This is a genomic window from Kitasatospora sp. NPDC002965, assembly GCF_040611255.1.
Taxonomy (GTDB): Bacteria; Actinomycetota; Actinomycetes; order Streptomycetales; family Streptomycetaceae; genus Kitasatospora.
Window position 1 is genome coordinate 75242 of sequence record NZ_JBEXNT010000012.1, and the last position, 22007, is coordinate 97248.

The 22007-nt window shown below is 72.8% G+C and carries 16 protein-coding genes, 1 tRNA gene and 1 pseudogene; 4 read left to right on the plus strand and 14 right to left on the minus strand.

The window, feature by feature from the left end; all coding sequences use genetic code 11:
* Nucleotides 1–82: 82 nt before the first annotated feature.
* The 5 genes from ABZY91_RS07975 to ABZY91_RS07995 are packed head-to-tail and all read right to left on the minus strand — an operon-like array spanning nucleotide 83 to nucleotide 4534.
* A complete protein-coding gene (locus tag ABZY91_RS07975; protein ID WP_355400667.1) occupies nucleotides 83–1219 on the minus strand; it encodes a hypothetical protein in 1137 nt (378 codons plus the stop codon).
* A 9-nt stretch (nucleotides 1220–1228) separates the two neighbouring features.
* Nucleotides 1229–1906 carry a phosphoglycerate mutase family protein gene (locus tag ABZY91_RS07980; protein ID WP_355400669.1) on the minus strand — a complete coding sequence of 226 codons (678 nt, stop codon included), beginning with the start codon at nucleotides 1904–1906 and terminating at the stop codon, nucleotides 1229–1231.
* A 9-nt stretch (nucleotides 1907–1915) separates the two neighbouring features.
* Complete coding sequence (locus ABZY91_RS07985) at nucleotides 1916–2911, minus strand: hypothetical protein (protein ID WP_355400671.1); 996 nt, start codon at nucleotides 2909–2911, stop codon at nucleotides 1916–1918.
* A 34-nt stretch (nucleotides 2912–2945) separates the two neighbouring features.
* Complete coding sequence (locus ABZY91_RS07990) at nucleotides 2946–3848, minus strand: phosphotransferase (RefSeq protein ID WP_355400673.1); 903 nt, start codon at nucleotides 3846–3848, stop codon at nucleotides 2946–2948.
* A gap of 35 nt (nucleotides 3849–3883) precedes the next feature.
* A complete protein-coding gene (locus ABZY91_RS07995; protein WP_355400675.1) occupies nucleotides 3884–4534 on the minus strand; it encodes an ATP-binding protein in 651 nt (216 codons plus the stop codon).
* A gap of 17 nt (nucleotides 4535–4551) precedes the next feature.
* On the opposite strand from ABZY91_RS07995, the gene ABZY91_RS08000 reads away from it, so the two are divergent.
* The 4 genes from ABZY91_RS08000 (at nucleotide 4552) to ABZY91_RS08015 (ending at nucleotide 7303) form a co-directional block, all read left to right on the plus strand.
* Nucleotides 4552–4698: a hypothetical protein gene (locus ABZY91_RS08000; RefSeq protein WP_355400677.1), complete on the plus strand. Its 147-nt coding sequence runs from the start codon at nucleotides 4552–4554 to the stop codon at nucleotides 4696–4698.
* Between the two features lie 368 nt (nucleotides 4699–5066).
* Nucleotides 5067–6341: a helix-turn-helix transcriptional regulator gene (locus tag ABZY91_RS08005; RefSeq protein WP_355400679.1), complete on the plus strand. Its 1275-nt coding sequence runs from the start codon at nucleotides 5067–5069 to the stop codon at nucleotides 6339–6341.
* Nucleotides 6338–6889 (plus strand): flavoprotein, encoded by a 552-nt coding sequence (locus ABZY91_RS08010; protein WP_355400681.1) that lies wholly within the window; start codon nucleotides 6338–6340, stop codon nucleotides 6887–6889. Before ABZY91_RS08005 ends, ABZY91_RS08010 begins: the two co-directional genes overlap by 4 nt.
* 3 nt (nucleotides 6890–6892) lie before the next feature.
* Complete coding sequence (locus ABZY91_RS08015) at nucleotides 6893–7303, plus strand: NUDIX hydrolase (protein ID WP_355400716.1); 411 nt, start codon at nucleotides 6893–6895, stop codon at nucleotides 7301–7303.
* Nucleotides 7304–7438: 135 nt separating this feature from the next.
* Here ABZY91_RS08015 and ABZY91_RS08020 read toward each other — a convergent pair.
* The 9 genes and pseudogenes from ABZY91_RS08020 to ABZY91_RS08060 all read right to left on the minus strand — a co-directional run.
* Nucleotides 7439–8061 (minus strand): annotated as a pseudogene (locus ABZY91_RS08020) (mobilization protein); the annotation flags it as partial.
* A 402-nt stretch (nucleotides 8062–8463) separates the two neighbouring features.
* Nucleotides 8464–8537: transfer RNA gene (locus tag ABZY91_RS08025), tRNA-Thr, on the minus strand.
* Nucleotides 8538–8617: 80 nt separating this feature from the next.
* On the minus strand, nucleotides 8618–9268 hold the full coding sequence (gene leuE / locus ABZY91_RS08030; protein WP_355400683.1) for a leucine efflux protein LeuE: 651 nt from the start codon (nucleotides 9266–9268) through the stop codon (nucleotides 8618–8620).
* Between the two features lie 124 nt (nucleotides 9269–9392).
* On the minus strand, nucleotides 9393–11129 hold the full coding sequence (locus ABZY91_RS08035) for an alpha/beta hydrolase (RefSeq protein WP_355400685.1): 1737 nt from the start codon (nucleotides 11127–11129) through the stop codon (nucleotides 9393–9395).
* A gap of 117 nt (nucleotides 11130–11246) precedes the next feature.
* Complete coding sequence (locus ABZY91_RS08040; RefSeq protein WP_355400687.1) at nucleotides 11247–12431, minus strand: hypothetical protein; 1185 nt, start codon at nucleotides 12429–12431, stop codon at nucleotides 11247–11249.
* 310 nt (nucleotides 12432–12741) lie between these two features.
* Nucleotides 12742–13953, minus strand: coding sequence for a DNA polymerase III subunit delta' (locus ABZY91_RS08045; protein WP_329952403.1), 1212 nt, complete (start codon nucleotides 13951–13953; stop codon nucleotides 12742–12744).
* A gap of 274 nt (nucleotides 13954–14227) precedes the next feature.
* Nucleotides 14228–17686, minus strand: coding sequence for a dTMP kinase (gene tmk / locus ABZY91_RS08050; protein ID WP_355400689.1), 3459 nt, complete (start codon nucleotides 17684–17686; stop codon nucleotides 14228–14230).
* A gap of 169 nt (nucleotides 17687–17855) precedes the next feature.
* Nucleotides 17856–20729 (minus strand): type I DNA topoisomerase, encoded by a 2874-nt coding sequence (topA, locus tag ABZY91_RS08055; RefSeq protein ID WP_355400691.1) that lies wholly within the window; start codon nucleotides 20727–20729, stop codon nucleotides 17856–17858.
* Between the two features lie 505 nt (nucleotides 20730–21234).
* Complete coding sequence (locus ABZY91_RS08060; protein ID WP_355400693.1) at nucleotides 21235–21750, minus strand: DUF3592 domain-containing protein; 516 nt, start codon at nucleotides 21748–21750, stop codon at nucleotides 21235–21237.
* Between the last annotated feature and the right edge of the window lie 257 nt (nucleotides 21751–22007).

A 22007-nucleotide genomic window follows, 5' to 3' on the forward strand; every position in this document is an offset into this window, starting at 1 on the left:
ATCAGGGAGACCCCGCTTCTGAACTAGCCGTCGATACCTGATCATGGCACCTGCATCTCGGCGGTCCCCTCGGAGTGGCTCGTCACCTCTCCGCAGCCGCAATCATCCTTGTGGCTCGGGCAGCCATCACGTGGGCCAGCGCCTGCTTGTTCGTGATCCATTCCGTGTCGCCAGCGGAGACCGAGCGCTGAACGGCTTCGAAGACGGCTTCGTCGGCCGAAACGGGCTCAGCCAGGTGTGCCCGCATGTATTGCTTGAAGAGCGCGGGTAGCTGGTCCGGCTGGGTTCCGGTCTTGGACCTCAGAGAGAAGAGCGGGAGAAACCACGCTTCGAAGCCCTGCTTGACCTCCTGTTCGGCTCGGTACACCTCGTGCAGAGGCTGCAGGCTGGCTATGTGGTCGTAGGGAAGCTGGCCATGCAGGGTGTACTGAAGCCGGGTGCCGTCATGTTCGCGGAAGTACTGACCATGGGCGGCGATGTGGTTTGCGGCGTTCTTGGTGATGGTCATGACGGCCGTGTCCACCTCGTGCCGTCGGGCTGCGGCAAGGACGGTGGCGTGGATACCGACGCGCGGGTCAAGGACGAGGCTGTTGAGGCCGAGGGGCGAGAGGTCGATGCCGTGGTCGCGAGTTCGGGAGAGGATCAACCGCTCGGCGACGTTGGCGGCGGTGTGCTGGAGGTGCTTGGGCTGCTGGCGGTGGCTGGCGTGGATGTCCGAGCGGTCGAGGACGGGACGGTCCTTCGCGAGTTCGGCGACGAGGTGGCAGCCCGTGCGGTCCTCGGTGTCGGTGCTGCCGCAAGCGTTGCAGGGGTGGCCGCCGGCGCCGGTCATGTGACCGCAGGCCCTGCAAGTAGGGACTGTCTCGCGGCTGATGGTGAGGGTGCCGGTGCGGAGGTTGTTCTCGATCATCTCCAGCGCGAGGTTGGCGACCTCCGCGTCGGTGTCGGTCATGATGCCGCCCACCGGGGACTGGCCAGACGCGTACTTGGCGGCAATCAGGTCGGCCTCGAACCGCTGGCGGGGGATCGTAGGCCCCTCGGCCTGGCGGTGACGGAGGTCTCCGGCGAGAGTGACGGTGTTCCACAGGTGGGGTGCGGGCGGTAGCCCGAGGATGGCGTTGAGCGCGGCGGCGAGGCGGATGCCGACGGCCTTGCCGGGGCGAGTGGCGAAGGTAAAGGGCCCGTTCTGGACGGGCCCGTTGAGGAACAGATGTCGCACGGGCTCCTCCTAGATCGGCGGGGTGGTGGTTCCTGTCCGGGTGAACCGGCCGTCTCGCAGTTCGTAGTGGAGGATCGCGGCGTTGGGCATCTTGCCCTTCCGCTCCTCGACCAGGATCTCCGGCAGGCTGCGGAGTTCGAGCAGGGATCGCAGCGCCACCGCGGCGGTCTGGTGGGTGAAGGCCAGAACCGTGCGGGCCTCCTGGAGTTCGGCCTGGGCGAGGGCGGCGAACTCGGCGGCCCGCTTGAGCACGCCCTCGGCGAGCGACTCACCGCCGCCCGGCGCGGTCCAGATGTGCTTGCGGAGGCGGCGGTCCTCGGCGAGTGCGGGGTAGCTGTCGTAGAGCTCGCGCTTGGTCATGTAGGTGGCGTCGCCGTAGTGCTGCTCATCCAGGAGCGCGGTCTGCCTGGGCCAGCCATCGGGGAGGGCCGGCAGGGCAATCGCGGCGGTGTCGATCGCCCTGCGGTAGGTCGAGGTGTAGACGTGCAGCAGCTCGGAGCCCGCGGGCTGCGGGAGGACCTCGGCGAGCCACTGGGCCTGCCGGAAGCCTCGCGGGGTCAGGCCGACGATGGTGCGGGAGATGGCGTGCGCGGCGGCTCCGCTGTACGGGCGAGGGTCCTGGTAGAAGCCGTTGTACTTGTCGGCGTTCTCGACGGACTCGGCGTGCCGGATGACGAGCAGGGTCACGGTGCGGTCCTATCCGGCGAGGTTGGCGACGTAGGAGCCGCTGACGGTCCAGGGGGTGAGTTCGATGCCGAAGCCGCTGTGTTCGCCGTCCTGCGTGTGGACGAGCTTGCCGGACAGGTGCACGGTGTCGCCGGACCGGAAGGCACCGGTGTAGGCGCCGAGGTAGGAGCGCATGTGGGTGATCCGGCGGGCGAAGGAGTCGGCCTCGTCGATGGTCGAGCTGAGGATGGTCTTGACCTTGATCCCGTAAACGGCCGGGGTGGTGAGGCCCTCGGCGTGGTCGGTGATCTTGGCAAGGAGCGAGATCTCGCCGATCTCCTTGGAGGAGGTCCGGGCGAAGGTCTTGTCGCGGTCGGCGCGGATGGGTTCGCAGTTGATGTGCGCGCCGGCGTTGGCGGTGAGTCCTTGGAGCTTGCGGCGTTCCTGCTTGATGAGGGCGTCGAACGAGCTGCCCTCCATGTACTTGGCCCGGCGGATATACAGCCGGGTGAGGTCGTCTCCGTCGTACGGCCGGATCAGGTCGGTCTGCTGGAAGAGCTCCTGTGCGGCCTGGTAGCCCTCGGGGCCGTAGCAGACGAGGTCGATGTCGGAGCGATCGTTGAAGCAGCCGACGAGGAAGGAGCCGGTGACGCCGATCAGGCCCTGGGCGTCGTTCGCAGTGATCCACTCGGTGATCGCCAGGAGGTCCTTGCCTGCCGGGTTGTCGGCGACCGCGCCGGGGTCCTCGTGTATGGCGGCGAGGGCCTGGCGGCAGGAGTAGTGGACGGCCACGTCCTCGCGCGGGATGCCGGTGATGACGCAGCCGAGGGTGTCGGAGTAGACGTAGCACTCCGGCCTGCCGGCCAGGATGCCGAAGGACTTCGACACGACGCTGTTCTGCCGGTAGGTCCGGCCGAACAGTCGCCGGTCGCCCTTCTCGTCGGGGTGGTACTTGACGTAGCCGAGGTAGTGGCTGCCGGGGTGGCTGTCGCCGATGACCTTGAAGACGACTCCGTGGTGGTCCATCAGGTAGTCGCGGTCGCGGACGGTGGGGACCGGCCTACCGGTGTTCAGCGGTGAACCGTTCCAGAGTGGGGAAGGTGCCGGTGTCGATCGTGTCGGCCGACTCATACTGATCAAGTCCCATCGTGAAGAGGGTGCGGCGGTACTGCCACTTGATGTGCTTGTCGTGCCGCGTGGGGTCGGTGGGCCGCATGAGGGCGAGGAAGAAGAAGCACTTGACGAGCAGGAAGTCGCCCAGGTGCTCGCTCACCCGCTGCCCGATCAGGGATGCGGTGGTCTCGTCGAGTGCGCCGGTGTAGGCGGCGCGCTGTTCCGGGGTGATGCTGTAGCCCTTGCCGCCGCCCTTGAAGGCCACGATGTCGAGCGCGGGGTAGACGTCGTAGCCGAGCGGGACCGGTCCGTGATGCTGCCAGTCGATGACGCCGGCCTGAAGGACGTTGGGCAGGCCGTAGTCCAGGTGCCCGTGCACCATCGGAAGCCGAGCCAACCGGTCGAGGGCGTGCTTGACCGCCTCGTGGACGCGCGGGGTGTCGAAGTCCGGGTTCTCCTCGAAGACCTCGGCCGCGAACGCCGCCTTCTCGAACCACGGCGCGGCGGGGAGGGAGTGCCTCGCCTGGGCCTGGAGGAGCTTCGACGCGACGGCGGCCGCCGTGCTGATCACCTGGTAGCTGACCTGACCGTCCCGCCCGGCGTCGGCCAGCGCCTCCTCGTGCAGCGAGTTGTCGCCGATGGCGCGCTCGACGACGAAATAGCACCCGTCCTCCGAGCCTCTGTCGACGATCTCCGGCACCGGGTAGCCGAGGCTGGCGGCCAGCTGCTGGAACTCGGTCTCTGCCCGTAGGTCCTCGCCACCTGTCCGCTTGTAGAGCAGGCCATCAGCCGACCTCCACACCGCGCCTTGGGTGGCGGTTCTGTCCTTCACAAAGTCCCAGTCGCTCATCCATCCATCCTTCCGTAGCGCCGAGTTGGCGTGGATCAGATACGGCTGTGTCGGGCATGTCGCCTGGGGTTGGGCCGGCCGCCCCCGGGGGAAGGGGCGACCGGCCCCGTCGCCGCCCGGCCGGTGTGCCTGCATCGGTACGGGCGGTGCCGCGAGAACCACCTGTACGCGCGAGCGCTGGGCCAGGCAGGCGAGTGGGGACGGTGCCTGGGACGGTCGGTGCGGACGAGGCCGGTGATGAGTGCCGTCCTTCGGGCCGAGCGAGGGTGCTCGGGTACCGCGACAGCGGGCACCGCCAGTTCGGCCCAGACTTTCTTGCCATGGGTCGTCGGCTCCGCGCCCCAGGTCTCCGACAGGCCCTCGATCAGCAACATGCCTCGACCGGTGGTCAGTTCGTCGTTGCCGAAGTTGGCGGCCCCGGCGGGTATCCGGCGCGACGGGTCGTAGACCTCGATCACCACCCGGTCGCCGTCCGGAGAGAGGTAGATGCCGGCCAGCAGTCTTCCTGGCGCGTGGATGACCGCGTTGGCGAGCAGCTCGTCGGCGACCAGCGCGATGTCGCCCAGCGAGGTCGGGTCGATCCCCCACGAGCGGGCGACTCGGACGACGGCGTCCCGGGCCGGCGGGACGTGGTCGCGCCTGGTGCCGATGAGCGAGATACGTCGGGCGTGAGTAGAGGCGATCACTGGTCACCATCGCAGGCTTGGACCGCGTCGACAACGCTGTTGCACGGCCAGCGGCCGCAGCCGTCGCTGCACCGGCCGTCATCGAACTGGTGGCGGTCGAGGACCTCTCGGGCGTGGGTGTTGGCGGGGGCGAGGCGCTCGCGACGCTCAGTGGCGCGATCTGAGGCGCTCGCGGTTGTGTTCGACCCCCGGCTGTCCTCCAAAGCGAGAGGAACGGCCACCGCGTCCGCGTCCCGCTGGTGCGTGGTACCGCATCTCTGTGCGTCCGAGCGGAGGGTCATCGGCGCTTCTCCTTAGCCACTGGGTAGAGCTGCGCATGCGAGAGACCGCAGTGGGACTCGGTCATGCGGGAGCGGGGAACAGCAAGCTGCGAGGGTGGTCAAGTTGCTGACGACCAGACAACTCCATCTCGATGCAACACGGTTAGGGCCTGAGCGCCACGTGCATGATCCATGCAGATCGCGCATGACGGGTTGTCCTGGTGCGGCCACGCTCGGCTCACCAGGCAGGATCAGCATTGGCAGGAGAAGCCATGTCGCAGACGGCCAAAGGACACTCCGCAGCGGGCGGGATCGGAGAAGTAATCCGCCGCGCACGGGTGTTGAGCGGGCGGTCGCAGGCGGACGTGGCCATCGAACTGGGCTACCACCAGTCGAAGATCAGCCGGTTGGAGAGCGGCAGGGGGACGCAGGACATCGATGTCCTGCGCGCTGTCGCAGCCGTGCTCGACATCCCGTTGGGAAGCCTGGGCCTGTCCTCCCATACCAGTGCGGACAGCAGGACGGACGACATGCACCGTCGCAACTTCTTGGCCGCGAGCGTCGTCGCGCTCGTGGCCCCGACACCTAATCCTCGCGTGGGGATAGAGCTGGTCCAGGCACTGCTGCCCGGACCCGTTCCAGCTGAGCACGCGCCACAACCTCAGGCCGCACTCGCGGCCCGGCTCTCCCAGGCCCGGAAGCTCTTCTACACCTGCCGGTACGCCGAACTCGAAGGCGCGCTGCCGTCGCTGATCGTCGACCTTCGTCAGGCCCAGGACGCCTCCCGCAGCGGCGATCAGGTCCTGTCCGGCCTCCTCGCGACGGCGTACCAGACCGCGGTCAGCCTGCTGCTCAAGCTCGGCGACCACGGCAACGCCTGGCTCGCGGTCGGCCGTGCCATGGCCGAGGCCGAACGGAGCGCCGACCCCGTCGTGATGGCCTCCAGCGTCCGCGTCCAGGCACACGTCCTCGCGCGCGACCGGCACACCGCGCCCGCCGTCACCCTTGTCCGGCACACCGCCGACCAACTCTCCGGCAGCTACGACCGGCGCCCACCCGAGTACCTCGCTGCGCTGGGGCTCATGCTCCTTCGCGGGGTGACGGCCGCAAGCGCCGGCGGCGACCGCGCCACGACCGCCGAGTTCCTCTCCGAGGCTCAGGAGGTCGCGCGCTACGTCGACCTCGACGGCCCCGAAGCCTGGGCGAACTTCAGTCCGACCAACGTCGCGCTCCACTCGGTGAGCGCCTCGGTCGTCCTGGGCGACGCCGGAGCGGCGCTGGAAGCCGCCCAGCCGCTGATGCGCAGGCGCATCCCGGTCCCCGAACGCCGGGCGGCGCTGTGGGTGGAGGCTGCACGGGCCTACAGCCAGCAGGGCAGACTGGCCGAGGGATACAAAGCGCTCAGGATCGCGGAGAGCTGCGCCTCGGAGGACATCCGCCGACGGCCCAGCGTGCTCGAGCTGGCCGGTGACATGGCCGCTCGCGACCGGCGCGGCGCCGTCCCGGAACTTCGCCGTTTCTGCCAGGAGTTGGGAGTCCAGGTTTGACCGAGCACCGCAAGCCGTTCCTCTACGTTGTCGTCTGCGCGTCGGGCATCGCCGACGGAGTAGGCGAACTGATCACCGCGGCCCATGCCGAGGGCTGGGGAGTCGGCGTGATCGCGACCCCGAACGGGCTCGGATTCATAGACCAGGAAGCCATTGAAGCCCAGACCGGGTACCCGATCCGCTCCGCCTGGCGCACGCCGAGCATCCCCCAGCCGCTGCCCCCGGCCGACGCTATCGCCGTCGCCCCGGCCACGTTCAACACCATCAACAAGTGGGCTGCTGGCATCTCCGACACCCTCGCGCTCGGCATCCTTTGCGAGGCGTACGGCCTCGGCATCCCCGTGGCCGTCCAGCCCTACGTCAACTCAGCCCAGGCTGCCCACCCCGCGTACGGGGAGAGCCTGGCCCGGCTCCGTTCGATGGGCGTCCTGATCGGTGACTACGTCCCCCACAAGCCCAAGGCCGGCGGGGGCCGCGACAAGTACAACTGGACCCACGTCCTCGACCTGCTCCGCCCCGTGGCGGCCTCAGCGGCGGAGAGGGATTAGCCGATGCTCCCGCCTTCAGACGGGCCGCCAGGTGTCGCTGCCGCGATCGTGATCCGAGAGGGTCGGGTGCTGATGGTCCGGCGCCGAGTCAGCGAGGGCCAGCTCTTGTGGCAGTTCCCGGCAGGCAAGATCGAGCCCGGCGAGTCTCCCGAGCACGCGGCTGTCCGCGAGACCGCGGAGGAGACGGGGCTGAACGTGGCCGCCATCAAGGTCCTCGGCGAGCGCGTCCACCCGGAGACTGGCCGATGGATGTCGTACACGGCCTGCGAGATCGTCAGTGGCACCACTGCCGTCGGTGACCCGCGAGAACTGGACGCACTGGCGTGGGTGGCGCTTGCAGAGATCCCAGAATACGTCCCGTACGGGGTCTTCGAGCCAGTGCAGGCATACCTGGATATCGCGCTCAAGGACTGAGTGAACGGCTGTGGGCGACCACCAACTGATGGCCGCCCACCAGCGGCAGCAGAATTCCGGTCGCTGGTGGTCAGCGGTGTCGGGGCTGGGTGCCGGGACGCTGCAGGGCAGTCGTGGTGGGTGACGGGTTGGTCGTGGGGTGGCGGACGAGCGCAGGAGTGCCGCCTCGACGGTGCGGTTGGGTGCGGGGTTGTGGCTGGTGTGCTGGATACGAGCCATGAGGACACCTTGGCGGGCAGGCGGGCACTGCCGAGTTCGCGGCGGGCGGCGGCCTCGGTGAGGAACTGGTGGGGTATGTAGCCGCCGGCCTCGGCGTCGGCGAGCACGGTGGCGAGGGCGGGCCAGTTGGGCTCGGCGAGGATCCGCCTCGTGTGGTCGGGGATGGCGGCGCGGACGTCTGAGGCGAGGGTGTTGCGGGTCTGCTCCTTGGGCTGGCGTTGGGCTAGGAAGGCGAGCTGGTCGGCGGCGGCCTGGTCGTAGGCGGCCTGAAGGTGCTGAACGGTTCGGCGTGCGGCTTCGGCCTGCTGGGCATGGCCCTTGGCGGTGTGCCAGCGCTGGGAGGGGATCGCGGCCCAGACGAGGGCCGCGACGAGGACGGCGAGGGTGCTGCCGTCCTCGCCGCTGCCGGCGTGCACGAGGTCGCGGGCCGCCTGTCGCAGACCGGCTGCCGCCGTGTGGTCGGCGCGGATCTGGGAGCGCTGGGCGCGGGCGAAGACCTCTGCTGCTGCTCGGAGTTCGGCGCGCAGGTCCTGGGGCGCGGGCACGACCTCCGCCACGGCGCGGCCACCCTCGCGCTCGCCGGGGGGTCGACATGAAGATGGTGTCCGAGATGCTCGGCCACTCCTCCATCAAGATCACCTCGGACATCTACACCAGCGTCGTGCCCGAGATCGCCGAGGATGCCGCGAAGCTCGTCCCCCTCAACGGAAGACCGAAGCCGAGGCCCTCGCCAAGGGGCAGCCGAAGCCGAGAAGGCCAAGCAGAAGGCGGCGAAGAAGGCGAAGTCCAAGGCCAAGAAGGCCAAGGGCTAACCCAAGATCAACACCCGTGCTCACGCGTCGCTCACGCAAGCAATCCTGTGGCGCGCCGTCGACGTCTGCCCGAATGCCGAGAAACGGCAAAGGCCCAGGTCAGCGAGTATCTGACCTGGGCCTTCTCGGAGCCGCCTGCGGGATTCGAACCCGCGACCTACGCATTACGAGTGCGTTGCTCTGGCCAACTGAGCTAAGGCGGCAACGTTGCCGGTGGTGACGGCAACGCGGGCCAGTCTACACAGGTTTCGGCGGTGATCCGTACCGGGTCGAGGGGAGGGGGTCAGGCGGAGGAGACGGCGAGCTTGGCGGCGAAGCCGGCGAAGAGGGCGGCGACGCCGCTGGTGAGGCCGGCGGAGAGGCGCTTGCGGCGGCGGAAGGCGGCGGCGAGCGTGGTGCCGGCGAAGATCAGGAGGGTGAGGTAGAGGACGCTGAAGGTCTGGAGGATCCCGCCGAGGAGGGCGAAGGAGAGGACGGGGCTGCCGTAGGAGGGGTCCACGAACTGGGTGAAGAAGGAGAGCAGGAAGAGGATGGCCTTGGGGTTCAGCAGGCTGATCACCAGGGCCCGGCGGAACGGGCGCTCGGTCGGCTCCGGGGCGGTGTCGGGGGCGGCGTCGGCGCCTGCGCGGTGCTCGCGCCAGAGCTGGCGGGCGGCGCGGAGCATGCCGATGCCTATCCAGAGCAGGTAGGCGGCGCCGCCGAACTTGACCACCGCGAAGACGGCCGGGTTGGCCTCCAGGAGGGAGGCGGCGCCCAGCGAGGTGAGGCTGATCAGTGTGAAGTCTCCGACGAAGACCCCGGCGGCGGCGGTGTACGCGGTCCGGACGCCCTTGCGGGCGGCGACGGAGAGGACGTAGAGGGAGTTGGGGCCGGGGAGGAGGATGATCACGAGGGCGCCGAGGACGTACGTCGCCAGGTCGTTGACTCCGAGCACGGTGGGCTCCGGTGGGGGTGACGGGGAGAGCGAGGGGCGCTCATCGTAACGTCGTACCGGATGGTGGTTGAAGGCGATTTCCTCCGCCCGTCCGACCCGTCCTGACACTCCCGCCCGGACCGCCTCACCGGCCGCAGCGCTTCCCGTTCTCCGGGGCTTCGCCGCCCAACAGGTAGCGGTTGACGGCGCCGTCCAGACAGGTGTCGTGGCGGCCGTACGCGGTGTGGCCGTCGCCGTCGTAGGTCAGCAGCCGACCGGACTCCAACTGCCCGGCCAGCGCCTGCGCCCAGGCGTACGGGGTGGCCGGGTCGCGGGTGGTGCCGACGACGACGATCGGCGTGGCACCGGAAGCGCGGACGGTGTGCGGCGCGCCGGTGGGCCGGGCCGGCCAGTAGGTGCAGGTCAGCGCCATCCAGGCCATGTCGCGACCGAAGCGCGGCGAGGCCCGCTCGAAGTCCGGAACGGCGCGCGCGGCGTCGTCCGGACCGGCGAAGGGGGCGGGCAGGTCGAGGCAGTTCACGGCCATGTTGGCGAACATCAGGTTGGGGTACGAGCCGCCCGGTTCCCGGCCGTAGTAGTCGTCCGAGAGCTTCAGCAGGCCGGTGCCGTCGCCGGCCCGGGCGTCGGCCAGCGCGGTGCGCAGCCGGGGCCAGAGGAAGTCCGCGTACATGGCCTGGATGACGCCGGTGGTCGCCTGCGCCTCGGTGAGCCGGCGGCTGTCGGCGGTGGTCGGCAGCGGGTGGGCGTCGATCGCCGCGAACAGGGCAGCGAGCTGCTCGCCGGCCTTCTGCTCGGTCCGGCCGAGCGGGCAGTCCTCGCGCTTGACGCAGTCCTGGGCGAAGGCGGCCCAGGCGGTCTCGAAGCCGCCGGCCTGGGTGCGGTTGCCGGCCAGTGAGTCGAGCGAGGGGTCCATCGCGCCGTCGAGCACCATCCGCCCGGTCCGGGCGGGGAAGAGCCCCGCGTAGGTGGCACCGAGGAAGGTGCCGTACGACTTGCCGACGTAGTTGAGCCGCTCGTCGCCGAGCAGGGCCCGCAGCACGTCCAGGTCGCGGGCGGCCTCGACGGTGCTCAGGTGGCCGAGCCGGTCCCCGGCCTGCCGGCGGCAGCCCTCGGCGAACTCCTTGGCGGCAGCGACTAGGGCGTCGATCTCGGCTGGGTCGTCGGGAGTGATGTCGACGGCGGTGTAGGCGTCCATCCGCTCGCCGTCCAGGCAGGTCACCGGGGCGCTGCGGCCGACTCCGCGCGGGTCGACGCCGACCAGGTCGTACCGGGCGCGGACGCCGCTGTCGTAGGTGCGGGCGACGCCCTCGACGTACTCGACGGCGGAGGCGCCGGGGCCGCCCGGGTTGAGCAGCAGGGAGCCGAGCCGGTCGCCGCGGGCGGCGCCCGCCGCCCCGGAGCCGGTGACGGCCGGGGCGCGGACCGCGGCCAGCGTGAGGTCGCCGCCGGCCGGGCGGTCGTAGTCCAGCGGCACCTTGAAGGTGGTGCACTCGTAGCCGTCGTCGCACGGCTGCCAGGCGAGTCGCTGCCCGTAGTAGGACGCGAGCGCGGCGGGGACGGCGGCGGGCAGCGGCTCCAGCGGCGCGGCTGCGGGGCGGGGGGCGCCCGCGAACGCCGCTGCCGGCGCGGAGCCGGAAGCGGAGGCAGAGGCAGCGGCGGAGGCAGAACCGGAGGCGGGAGCGGACGGGGCGGACGCGGGCGCGTCACCGGCCGGCGGCACCGTGTCGGAGGAGGCCGCGCCGGGGGTGGTCGTCCCGGTCGGGGTGCAACCCCCCGCCATCAGCCCGACGGCCGCCAGCAGTGCGGCCGCGGCGACCACACCCGCACGCCGTTCACGGTCGGCCCGCAGCTCGGCCGGCATAGGGGTCCCCCTCAGCTGATCGCGTCCGGTGGCTTCGGTGCCGTCCGGGTTCCGCCACCGGGTACCGGTGCCGCTCCGGGCACCGGTACCGGGAAGCGTAGTGCCCGCCCGGGCGGGTCAGGACGCCTTGGCGAGCGCCTCGCCGAGGTACTGCGCCGCCTGCCGGACCAGGCGCAGTCGGATCCGGTCCGCCGAGTAGTCCTGCGCGTTGTCGGAGATCCGTACCTCCGCGCGGGCGGCGGCTCCGGTGCCGGAGCGCAGCGTGGACTGCAGCTTGCGGGCCGCGTCCAGCCCGGCGGTGTCGGCCTTGCCTGCGGCGAGCAGCAGCTTGGGGGCGGCGGTGGCGGGTGCCTCGGCCCCGGTCCGGGCGAGTGCGGCGGTGTCGTACCGGCCGGAGACGGCGGCGGCCGCGCCGTAGAGGTCGGGGCGGGCGAGCCCGGCGGCCGCGGCGCAGGGCGCGCCGCCCTCCACACCCAGCGTGCCCCAGCCGGCCGGCCCGGGCGGCAGGGTGCGGAAGGTGGCGGCGATGGTGGTGCGGAGCGCGGCGTCGTCGGCGACGGCCATCGGGGCGGCGGCGAGCAGGTCGCAGGGGTGCCCGGTGCCGATCGGCGCCTCGGGGGCGACCAGGATGAACGGGCGGGCCTTGGCGCCCTGGGCGGCGGAGGAGAGGCCCTCGAAGACGTCGGGGACCTCGGTGTCGGCGGTCTTCCCCGGGCCGGCGGCCTGCATCACGACGACCGGGAAGCGGGCGTTCGGGTCCTTCGCGTACTGGGCTGGCAGCCAGACCCGGACGTTCCGCGGGTGGCCGTCCGGGCCGGGGACGGCCGACTGCAGCAGCTCTCCGCCGCCCGGTCGACCGACGCTGTCGAACCGGCTGACCACCGGCGGCGGGGCGGGCGCGCCGGCGGCTTCCGCAGGAACCGCAGCCACGGCGGGAGCCGCAGCGGGAGCCGCGGCGGGGGCCGGGGCGGCGGCAGGTGCTCCGCCCGCGGACTCCGGCGGCGCGGCCTGACGGTCCGCTCCCCCGCCGTCGGCCGACCGGTCGGCGGCGGACCCGGTCGGTGTGCCGACCCCGGCCAGGTCACCGAAGGCGCCCAGGGCCGTGAGCAGGGTCAGCACGGTGACGCAGATCCCGCAGACCATCGCCCCGGCCGCCCGTACCAGCATCGGCCGCTGGTCGCCGGTCAGCTCGTACGTCTCGGCGGCCCGTAGATCGCGCCAGCGCAACAGCGCGCCGCGCGCCAGCCAGATCCCACCCCCCGCGGCGGCGAGCAGGGGAACGACCAGAAGCGAACCGACCATGGGACGCACCACCTCGGGGAGGGCCGGACGACCGGGCCCGGCGCCGTACGGGACGCGACGGCCCCGGGACCGGGGCTCAGTCGGCCCCCAGCGTGCAAGACGACCCGGCGGCCGCACGAGGCTGTGCCCGGCGCGTATCGCTCGTTCACTCGAAGGTGGGACGCCGGGTAGGCGGGAAGCCGTACCCGAGGGGTGGTCCGGGGCTCGGCGCAGCCGCTCCCGGGCCGGTGCCGGCGCACGGACCGGCAGGAACCCGCGCGCATCTCAGGGCTTCCGCACGGCTCCCTGCTACGCGCGCGGGCCCGGAGGCTCACCCCGCCCGCAGGGCCACCGTCATCGCCTCGACGGCGAGCAGCGGGTCGACGTTCCGGTCCAGAGCGCGCCGGCAGGCCAGCACGGCCTCGATCCGCCGCAGCGTCGACTCCGGCGGACCGGACTGGGCGACCCGCCCGAGCGCCTGCCGCTGGTCCTCGTTGGCCAGCGCTCCGGTCGAGCCGAGCTGGATCGCGAGGACGTCCCGGTAGAAGCCGAGCAGGTCGAGCAGCGCGACGCCCAGCGTCTCGCGGCGGGTACGGGTGGCGCGGCTCTTCTGCCGCTTCTCCAGTTCCTTGACCGCCCCGGCCATGCCGCGCGGTGTCTTGCTGCCCTCCGCCGCGCCGTACGCGGCCTTGAGGTCGTCGGTCTCCCGGGCGTCCTGGGTCTCGGCGAGCGCCTCGGCGTCGGCCTTGGCGGTGTCCACCAGGCGCTGCGCGGCGGCCAGGCAGCCGCCGATGTCGGCGACCTCCAGCGGGATCCTCAGCACCTCGTCGCGGCGGGTCCGGGCCTGCTCGTCGACGGCGAGGCGGCGCGACCGTTCGATGTCCCCCTGGCCGGCGAGTGCGGCCAGCCGGGCGGTCCCGGGCTCGACGCCGTCCCGGCGGACCAGCATGTCGGCGACGGCCTCGGCGGCCGGGGTGCGCAGCACCAGCATGCGGCAGCGGGACCGGATGGTCGGCAGCACGTCCTGCACGGAGGGCGCGCAGAGCAGCCAGACGGTGCGCGGGGACGGCTCCTCCACCCCCTTCAGCAGGGCGTTGGCGGCGGCCTCGGTGAGGCGGTGCGCGGCGTCGACGAGGATCACCGACCAGCGGCCGTTGGTCGGGTAGCTGGAGGCGCGCAGCACGAGGGCGCGCATGTCGCCGACACCGATCGACAGGCCGTCGGTCCGGACGTACTTGACGTCGGCGTGGCTGCCCGCGAGCACGGTGTGGCAGCCGTCGCAGAAGCCGCAGCCGGGCGTGCCGCCGAGCGCGAGGTCGGGACTGGTGCACTGGAGGGCGGCGGCGAAGGAGCGGGCGGCCGTGATCTGGCCGGCCCCGGGCGGACCGGTGAACAGCCAGGCGTGCGTCATCAGCGAGGCGTTGCCGCCCGCCCCGGCCGCGGCTCCGCGTCCGGCGGCGACCGTCGCCCCGGCCGACCGGGCGGCGGCGGTCAGCTGCTCGACCACCCGGTCCTGGCCCACCAGGTCGTCCCAGACGGCCACTGCTGCTCCCAAGCTAGGTTCGGACCCCACCCCGGACGGCTCCGCCGTGCCGCGGACCGGTTGGCGGTAGCCGCAGCGGTACGGACCGCTGGTGGCGGTGGGGACCGGGATGTCGGACGGCGGCCCCGGCGCCGTCTCCGTCGTCGAGCATACGTGGCCGGTACGACGGCGGGCGGTGCTGCCGGAGCCTCGCCCCGGCAGCACCGCCCGCCGTCGGTGGTCCCTCGTGAGCCGTTCCGCGACGGAGGTCGGCCCCTCCGGTCGGGCTCACCGGTCAGCCGCGTCGGCCCCAGCGGCGGCCCTTGCCCTTGCCGTCGTCCTGGCCGCCCTGGCCGTCCCGCCCGTCCGCGTGGTTCGGCGGAACGGGACCCTCCGGACCGGCCGGGGCGCCCTGGCCGGTGCCGTCGCCCCAGCGGGCCCACTCGTCCCGCGAGCCGAGCAGGGTGTCGGTGAGGCTCGGCAGGTCGTCCATCGGCGTCTCCTCCGCCCAGTCCGGCCTCGGCCGGGACTCCGTGGCGGGCGGCTGCTGCGGGTCGACCACCGGCAGCTCACGCGTACTGTCGACCGGCCGGTCCGCGGGGCGGTCCGCCGGCGGGGCGTCGGCGGGCCGCTCGTCCCGCCAGAGCCCCGGCGGCACCGCGTCGCCCCGCCGACCCGGCTCGACCCGGGGCAGGACGGCCGTCTCGTCCGCCGGAACCCGGGGCAGAACGGCCGTCTCGTCCGCCGGGACCCGAGGGAGGACGGTGGTCTCGTCCGCCGGAACACCCGGAGCGCCCGGAGCGCCCGGGGTCCCCGGTACGACCGGAAGCTTCGCCGTCGCGGCGGCGTCGCCCGCCGGTCCCGCGCCCGCCGCACCGCCCGCCGCCTCGGCGGCGCGGACGGCGGCCCGACGGTCCCGCTCGGAGATCTCCTGCGTCGCGTCCTCGCCGCCACGCCCCTTCGGGGCCTGCGCCCCGGGATCCTTCACGACCCGCAGCTCGGTGGTCACCGCGTCGTCCGGCACGGCGGCGGAGCGGTCGGCCCGCTCCGCCGCCTCGGCCGCCGCAGCAGCAGCGGCCGCCAGCGCGGCGGCCTGCGCCAGCCGGGCCTCCTCGGCCCGCTGCAGCGCCTCCTCCGCCCGGCGTCGCTGCTCCTCCCGCGCCAGCTCGCGCTGCCGCTGGAGCTCCGCCTGGGCGGCCGCCTCCTCGGCGAGCCGCTTGCGCTCGGCGGCCTCGGCGGCCAGCCGGGCCTCCTCCTCGGCGCGCCGCCTGGCCTCCTCCTCGGCACGTCGGCGGGCTTCCTCCTCCGCGCGCTTGCGGGCCTCCTCGGCCGCCTTGCGCGCAGCCTCGGCGGCGACCCGTTCGGCCTCCTCCTTGGCGAGGCGCTCCTGCTCGGCCTGCTCGGCCCGGAGCTGCGCCAGCACCTCCTGGCGCTTCCGCTCGGCGGCCTCCTCCTCGGCGCGCTTGCGGGCCTCCTCGGCGGCGCGCCGCTCGGCCTCCTCCCGGGCGAGGCGCTCCTGCTCGGCCCGGGCGGCCTTCTCCTGCTCGGAGAGCGGCAGCTCCCGGTCGAGCCGGTGGCGGATCGCGGTGGTGACGAAGCCGGGCTGCTGGCTGCCGTCGACGACGAGGTAGCGCGCCGGGTCGGCGGCGGCGAGCGAGAGGAAGCCGGACCGGACCCGCTGGTGGAACTCGGTCGGCTCGGACTCCAGCCGGTCCAGCGCCTCGGTGAACCGCTCCCGGGCCCGGGTCGGGTCGACGTCCAGGACGACGGTCAGGTCGGGCAGCAGCCCGCCGGTCGCCCAGCGCGAGATCCGGGCCACCTCGGTGGCGGCCAGGTCGCGGCCGGCGCCCTGGTACGCGATCGAGGAGTCCATGTACCGGTCGGTGATGACGACCGCGCCGCGGGCCAGTGCGGGGCGGATGACGTTCTCGACGTGCTCGGCCCGGTCGGCCGCGTAGATCAGCGCCTCGGCGCGGTGCGAGAGGCCGGTGTTGCCGACGTCCAGGACGAGGCCGCGCAGCCGCTGCCCGACCGGGCTGCCGCCGGGTTCGCGGGTGAGCACCACCTCGTGGCCCTTGCCCCGGATCCACTCGGCGAGCGCCTGTGCCTGGGTGGACTTGCCGGCGCCGTCGCCGCCCTCCAGGGCGATGAAGAAGCCGGTGCCCGCCGTGCGGTGGGGGGCCGGGCCGGTGGCGCCGCGCAGGGCGTCCAGCAGGTCCTTGCCGAACGGGGCGGTGCCGCGCCGGTCGTCGGTCCGGAGCAGGACGACGGCCGCCAGCACCAGGGTGAGCAGTCCGGCGGTGGCGACCGCGAGGGCCGCGCCACCGTGGATGAAGGTGAACGAGCCGGGCTCGACCTCGCCGTACGCGACGTCCCCGTAGGCGGCGGCGATCAGCGGGACGACGATCAGTGCGGCGCCCACCACGACCCGCAGCACCGCGTACAGGTGTTCGGTGACCTTGGGGAGCCGGGCCTCCTCGACCTCCTGGGCGAGCAGTCCGCGCCCGGCGGTGATGACGATCCCGGCGGCCACCGCGGCCAGCACGGTGAGCAGCAGCACGAGCACGAAGTCCAGCACCAGGCCGGCCAGGATCAGCGCGACGCCCTCGGTCAGCAGGGCGAGCGCGAGCAGCCGGCGGCGGGAGAGCGAGGGCAGGGTCGCCCGGGTGAGCCGGACGCCCAGCGCGGGGGCTCCGGTGGCGGCGAGCACCAGCAGGCCGTAGCCGATCGGCCCGGCGCGGTGCTCGGCGGCGGTGAGCAGTGCCAGCGCGCAGACACCGGCCATCGCGGCGTACCCGGCGGCCACCGCGAAGGTGAAGTACGGGGCGGAGCCGGTGCGGCCCTTGGCCATGGCCGGGCCGGGGGTCGCGTCGGTCGGGGCGCGCAGGCCCTGCAGCGGGGAGTGCGGGGCCACCTTGACGGCGCCGCCGGGCAGCTCCTGGAAGTGGATCCGGACGGCCGAGACGGCGAACAGGGCCGCCGCGCCGACGGCGGCGAAGGTGGTCTGGTGGGCGCGCAGCCAGTCCGAGCCGAGCGCCGCGAAGATGTTGTTGAGCAGCGTGAGCGCGACGAGGGCGGCGGCGGCGAGCGGCACGGTGGCCCAGCCGGTGCGGTGGTCCAGGCTCCGGACGGTCGCCAGGTTGGCGGCGGACGGGCGGCGCTCGGCAGCGGGGGCGAAGGGGTTGGCGGGGGGCAGCAGGCCGGGCACGGCGGCGGCCTTGCCGATCGCCCAGACCCGTTCGGCGGCGCCGGTCACGAAGACGGTCGCGAGCAGCACCCAGGTCGCGGCGCCGGAGGGCTTCGGGCCGGAGCCCAGCCAGACGATCCACCACGGCGCGACACCGATCAGCACGGCACGCAGGGCGTCCGCGCCGAGCAGCGTCCAGCGTCGGTCGAGCCTGCCGCTGAGCAGCCCGTGCACCGGGCCGAGCAGGGCGGCGCCGACCAGCCCGGTGGCCGCCAGCCGGGCCGCGAAGACGGCGGCGACGGCGAAGGCGAGGCTGCGCGGCAGGTCACCGAACTGTCCGCCGAGTGCGGCGGCGATCACGGTGAGGGCGAGCAGGACCAGGAGTCCCAGGCGGTCGGCGGTGCCGCCGATCAGCTGGGTGGTCCAGAGCCGGCGGTACGGGCGCAGGCGCAGCAGCGCGCGGACGCGCTCGCCGGTGGTTCCGGCCGGCGCGACCTCGGCAAGGTCGGGCGTGCCGGCTCTCGCGGCCTCGGCGACGCTGGGGGTGGGCTGCTCCGCGCTCGTCATACCGTCAGCGTAGCGGTCGGCGCATGGCGCAAAAGAGGGGAGCGCAGCTCGGGACGGGCGCCATCGCAGGGTTGTGACAGAGTCCGCACACGCCCGTCGCGCGTTGCCCCCGAACGAACCGGGCCCGCGCCGCCGGAGCGGACGCGGGCCCGGTGCCGCCGATCGGGTGTCAGCCCTCGTCGGTGGCGGCGGCCTTGCTCGCGGTTGCCTTCTTGGCCGTCGTCGTCTTCTTGGCGGCGGTCTTGGTGGTGGTCTTCTTGGCCGCCGTCTTGGCCGCCGCCGTCTTGGTGGTGGTGGTGGTGGTCTTCGCCGCGGTCTTCTTGGCCGCCGCCTTCTTGGCCGGGGCCTTCTTCGCCGTCTTCTTCACCGGTCCGCGCGCCCGCTTCTCGGCGAGCAGCTCGTAGCCGCGCTCGGGGGTGATGGTCTCGACCTCGTCGTCCTTGCGGAGCGTCGCGTTGGTCTCGCCGTCGGTCACGTACGGGCCGAAGCGGCCGTCCTTGACCACCACCGGGCGCTCGCTGACCGGGTCGGTGCCCAGCTCCTTCAGCGGCGGCGCGGCGGCGGCGCGGCCGCGCTGCTTGGGCTGGGCGTAGATCGCCAGCGCCTCCTCCAGCGTGACCGTGAACATCTGCTCCTCGCTGGTGAGCGAGCGGGAGTCGGTGCCGCGCTTGAGGTACGGGCCGTAGCGGCCGTTCTGCGCGGTGATCTCCACGCCCTCCGGATCCGCACCGACCACGCGCGGCAGCGAGAGCAGCTTCAGCGCGTCGTCGAGGGTGACGGTGTCCAGCGACATCGACTGGAGCAGCGAGGCGGTCCGCGGCTTGACGGCGTTCTTGCCGGTCTTGGGCGTACCCTCGGGCAGGATCTCGGTGACGTACGGCCCGTAGCGGCCGTCCTTGGCGACCAGCGTGTTGCCGCTGACCGGGTCCGCGCCGAGCTCGTAGTCACCGCTGGGCCGGGCCAGCAGTTCCTCGGCCAGCTCGACGGTCAGCTCGTCCGGCGGCAGGTCGTCCGGGATGTCGGCGCGCTGGCCGGGCTCGCCCTCGACCTCGGAGGCGCGCTCGACGTAGGGGCCGTAGCGGCCGACCCGCAGGGTGATGGCGTCGCTGACCGGGAACGAGCTGATCTCCCGGGCGTCGATCGCGCCGAGGTCGGTGACCAGCTCCTTCAGACCGCCCAGGTGGTCGCCGTCGCCGTTGCCGGCCTCGGCGGCGCCGCCGGTGGCCGCGCCCTCACCGGCGGCCTCGCCGAAGTAGAAGCGCTTCAGCCACGGCACGGACTTCGCCTCGCCCGCCGCGATCCGGTCGAGGTCGTCCTCCATCTTCGCGGTGAAGTCGTAGTCGACCAGCCGGCCGAAGTGCTTCTCCAGCAGGTTGACCACGGCGAAGGAGAGGAACGACGGCACCAGCGCCGTCCCCTTCTTGAAGACGTACCGGCGGTTGATGATGGTGTCGATGATCGAGGCGTAGGTGGAGGGGCGGCCGATCTCCCGGTCCTCCAGCTCCTTGACCAGCGAGGCCTCGGTGTAGCGGGCCGGCGGCTTGGTGGCGTGCCCCTCGGGGTTGAGCTGCTCGGCGGCCAGCGGGTCGCCCTCGGTGACCTGCGGCAGCCGGCGCTCGCGGTCGTCCAGCTCGGCGTTCGGGTCGTCGGCGCCCTCGACGTAGGCCTTGAGGAAGCCGTGGAAGGTGATGATCTTGCCGGAGGCGGAGAACTCGACGTCCCGGCCGTCGGCGGACCGGCCGCCGACCTTCACGGTGACCGACTGGCCGACCGCGTCCTTCATCTGGGAGGCGACGGTGCGCATCCAGATCAGCTCGTAGAGCCGGAAGTCGTCGCCGGTCAGGCCGGTCTCGGCGGGCGTGCGGAACCGGTCGCCGGACGGGCGGACCGCCTCGTGCGCCTCCTGCGCGTTCTTCACCTTGGAGGCGTAGGTGCGCGGCGCGTCCGGCAGGTAGTCGGCCCCGTACAGCTGGGTGACCTGCACGCGGGCGGCGGTGACGGCGGTCTCCGACAGCGTGGTCGAATCGGTACGCATATAGGTGATGAAGCCGTTCTCGTACAGCTTCTGGGCCACCTGCATGGTCCGCTTGGCGCCGAAGCCCAGCTTGCGGCTGGCCTCCTGCTGGAGCGTGGTGGTGCGGAACGGCGCGTACGGCGAGCGGCGGTACGGCTTGGACTCGACGCCGCGCACCGAGAACGCCGTCTGCTCCAGGGCGGCGGCCAGCGTGCGGGCGGCCTGCTCGTCCAGGTGCAGGGTGCCGGTGCTGCCCGACTTCAGGCGGCCGTCCTGGCCGAAGTCACGGCCGCTGGCGATCCGCTTGCCGTCCACGGAGGAGAGCCGGGCCCCGAAGGTCTCCGGGTTGGCCGCGTCCGCCGGGGTGCGCCCGGTGCCGAAGGTGCCGACCAGGTCCCAGTACGAGGCCGAGCGGAAGGCCATCCGCTCGCGCTCGCGCTCGACGACCAGCCGGGTCGCGACCGACTGCACGCGGCCCGCCGACAGCTTCGGCATGACCTTCTTCCAGAGCACCGGCGAGACCTCGAAGCCGTAGAGGCGGTCGAGGATGCGGCGGGTCTCCTGGGCGTCGACCAGGCGCTGGTTCAGCTCGCGCGGGTTGCGCACCGCCTCCTGGATGGCGGCCTTGGTGATCTCGTGGAACACCATCCGGTGCACCGGCACCTTGGGCTTGAGCACCTGCTGGAGGTGCCACGCGATGGCCTCGCCCTCGCGGTCCTCATCGGTGGCGAGGAAGAGCTCGTCGGACTCCGCGAGCAGCGACTTCAACTTGCTGACCTGGGACTTCTTGTCAGCGTTGACCACGTAGATGGGAGCGAAGTCGTGATCCACGTCCACGCCGAGGCGACGCACCTCGCCGGTGTACTTGTCCGGGACCTCGGCGGCCGTGCTCGGCAGGTCGCGGATGTGCCCGACGCTCGCCTCGACGATGTAGCCGGGGCCAAGGTAGCCCTTGATCGTCTTCGCCTTGGCCGGCGACTCGACAATGACGAGTCGCTGTCCGTGCGCGGTCTCGCTGCTCGGGGACACCTTCGCTCTTCTCTCCCGGTCGTTATGTGAGCTGGTCGGCGCTGGCAGCACGGGCTGCGCTCCGCCCGACCCCTCCACCGACCCGGGGCCGCCGCTGTACGACGACCCCACCAGCGGAGTGTGACCGTACCCCGGCCACCCTTGTCAAACGGACGGATCCTGCTTTTTCACCGGCAAGGCCGACCGACGCCACTCGAACGGTAACCCGACGACGGAGGATCGCGCCCTGCGGAGGGCGCTTCGGTGGGTTCCGAAGGATGGAATGACGGATTTCCAAATCTGTCAACAAAGAATCCGGTCGGCCTGCGCCGAGCCGACGGCAGGCGGGCGGCAGGGCCTGCGGGGACCGGCACGGGCCGGCGGGGACGCCGGCGGTACGGAACTCCGGACCGCGGCGGCCGGCGCGGAACGGCGCCCGGGCCGGGTCGCGGACCGGGCCTCGGCGGTCTCGGGCCAGGTCGCGGCCCAGGTCGTGGCCCAGATCGCGGGCGGTCTCGGGCCGGTCTCAGGCCGAGGAGGCGGCCACCAGCAGGAGTGCCCCGGCCGACAGGCAGACCAGGCCGAGCGTCGCCCACAGCAGGTCGGCGACCACCGCCCGAGGGCCTTCCTCCGCCGCCAGCACCGCCAGCCCGGGGCGGCGCGGGTCGTAGGCGATGCGGACGGACGCGCCGGGCGACAGACCGGCCGGGCGGCGCAGCGGGGTACGGCCGCGCGGGCGGGTCAGCACCAGTTCGCCGATCCGGCCCGGCGCCGCCGTTGCGGCCGCCGCCGTTCCCGCCGCCCCGGCCCGGACGGCGGCCGGCCCGGCGTACCCGGCCTGCACGGACGCGGAGTAGGAGAGCAGTGGTGCGCTGTCGAGTCCGCCGTGCGGATCGGACTCGGCGACCACCGTGGCCACGGTCGGCACGCCCCGACGGCGCACCCGGTGGCGAAGGCGCACTTCGGCGGCGCACCAGAACAGGAGTGCGCCGCCGAAGAGGGCAAGTATCAGGCCCCCGACCGTCGCCGTCGTCGTCTCCACCCCGAGCCCCCAGCCTTGTCCACAGCCTGTGGACAGAGCCTCACAGTCGGGGGCCAACGGGGGACAGACACCCGGAGGCCGTCCGGCGAACCAGGGGATACGGAGAGGTGAATCGGACGACCACAGATGGCCCGAAGCCGACCTGGAAGGACGCGAGATACCCCAAGGGCCCCCGAACGACCCCGAGGGGGGCGCGAGGGAGCGCGAGGCATCGCGCTTGGCTGCGCGTGGCGGCGGGGGCGTGAAACGGCAGGACG

What these genes read in the sequence shown, in the direction of transcription:
- ABZY91_RS07990 (WP_355400673.1), bottom strand. Translation starts at nt 3,848, where the DNA reads ATGAGCGACTGGGACTTTGTGAAGGACAGAACCGCCACCCAAGGCGCG.
- ABZY91_RS07985 (WP_355400671.1), bottom strand. Translation starts at nt 2,911, where the DNA reads ATGGACCACCACGGAGTCGTCTTCAAGGTCATCGGCGACAGCCACCCC.
- ABZY91_RS08015 (WP_355400716.1), top strand. Translation starts at nt 6,893, where the DNA reads ATGCTCCCGCCTTCAGACGGGCCGCCAGGTGTCGCTGCCGCGATCGTG.
- ABZY91_RS08005 (WP_355400679.1), top strand. Translation starts at nt 5,067, where the DNA reads ATGTCGCAGACGGCCAAAGGACACTCCGCAGCGGGCGGGATCGGAGAA.
- ABZY91_RS08035 (WP_355400685.1), bottom strand. Translation starts at nt 11,129, where the DNA reads ATGCCGGCCGAGCTGCGGGCCGACCGTGAACGGCGTGCGGGTGTGGTC.
- ABZY91_RS08040 (WP_355400687.1), bottom strand. Translation starts at nt 12,431, where the DNA reads ATGGTCGGTTCGCTTCTGGTCGTTCCCCTGCTCGCCGCCGCGGGGGGT.
- tmk (WP_355400689.1), bottom strand. Translation starts at nt 17,686, where the DNA reads ATGACGAGCGCGGAGCAGCCCACCCCCAGCGTCGCCGAGGCCGCGAGA.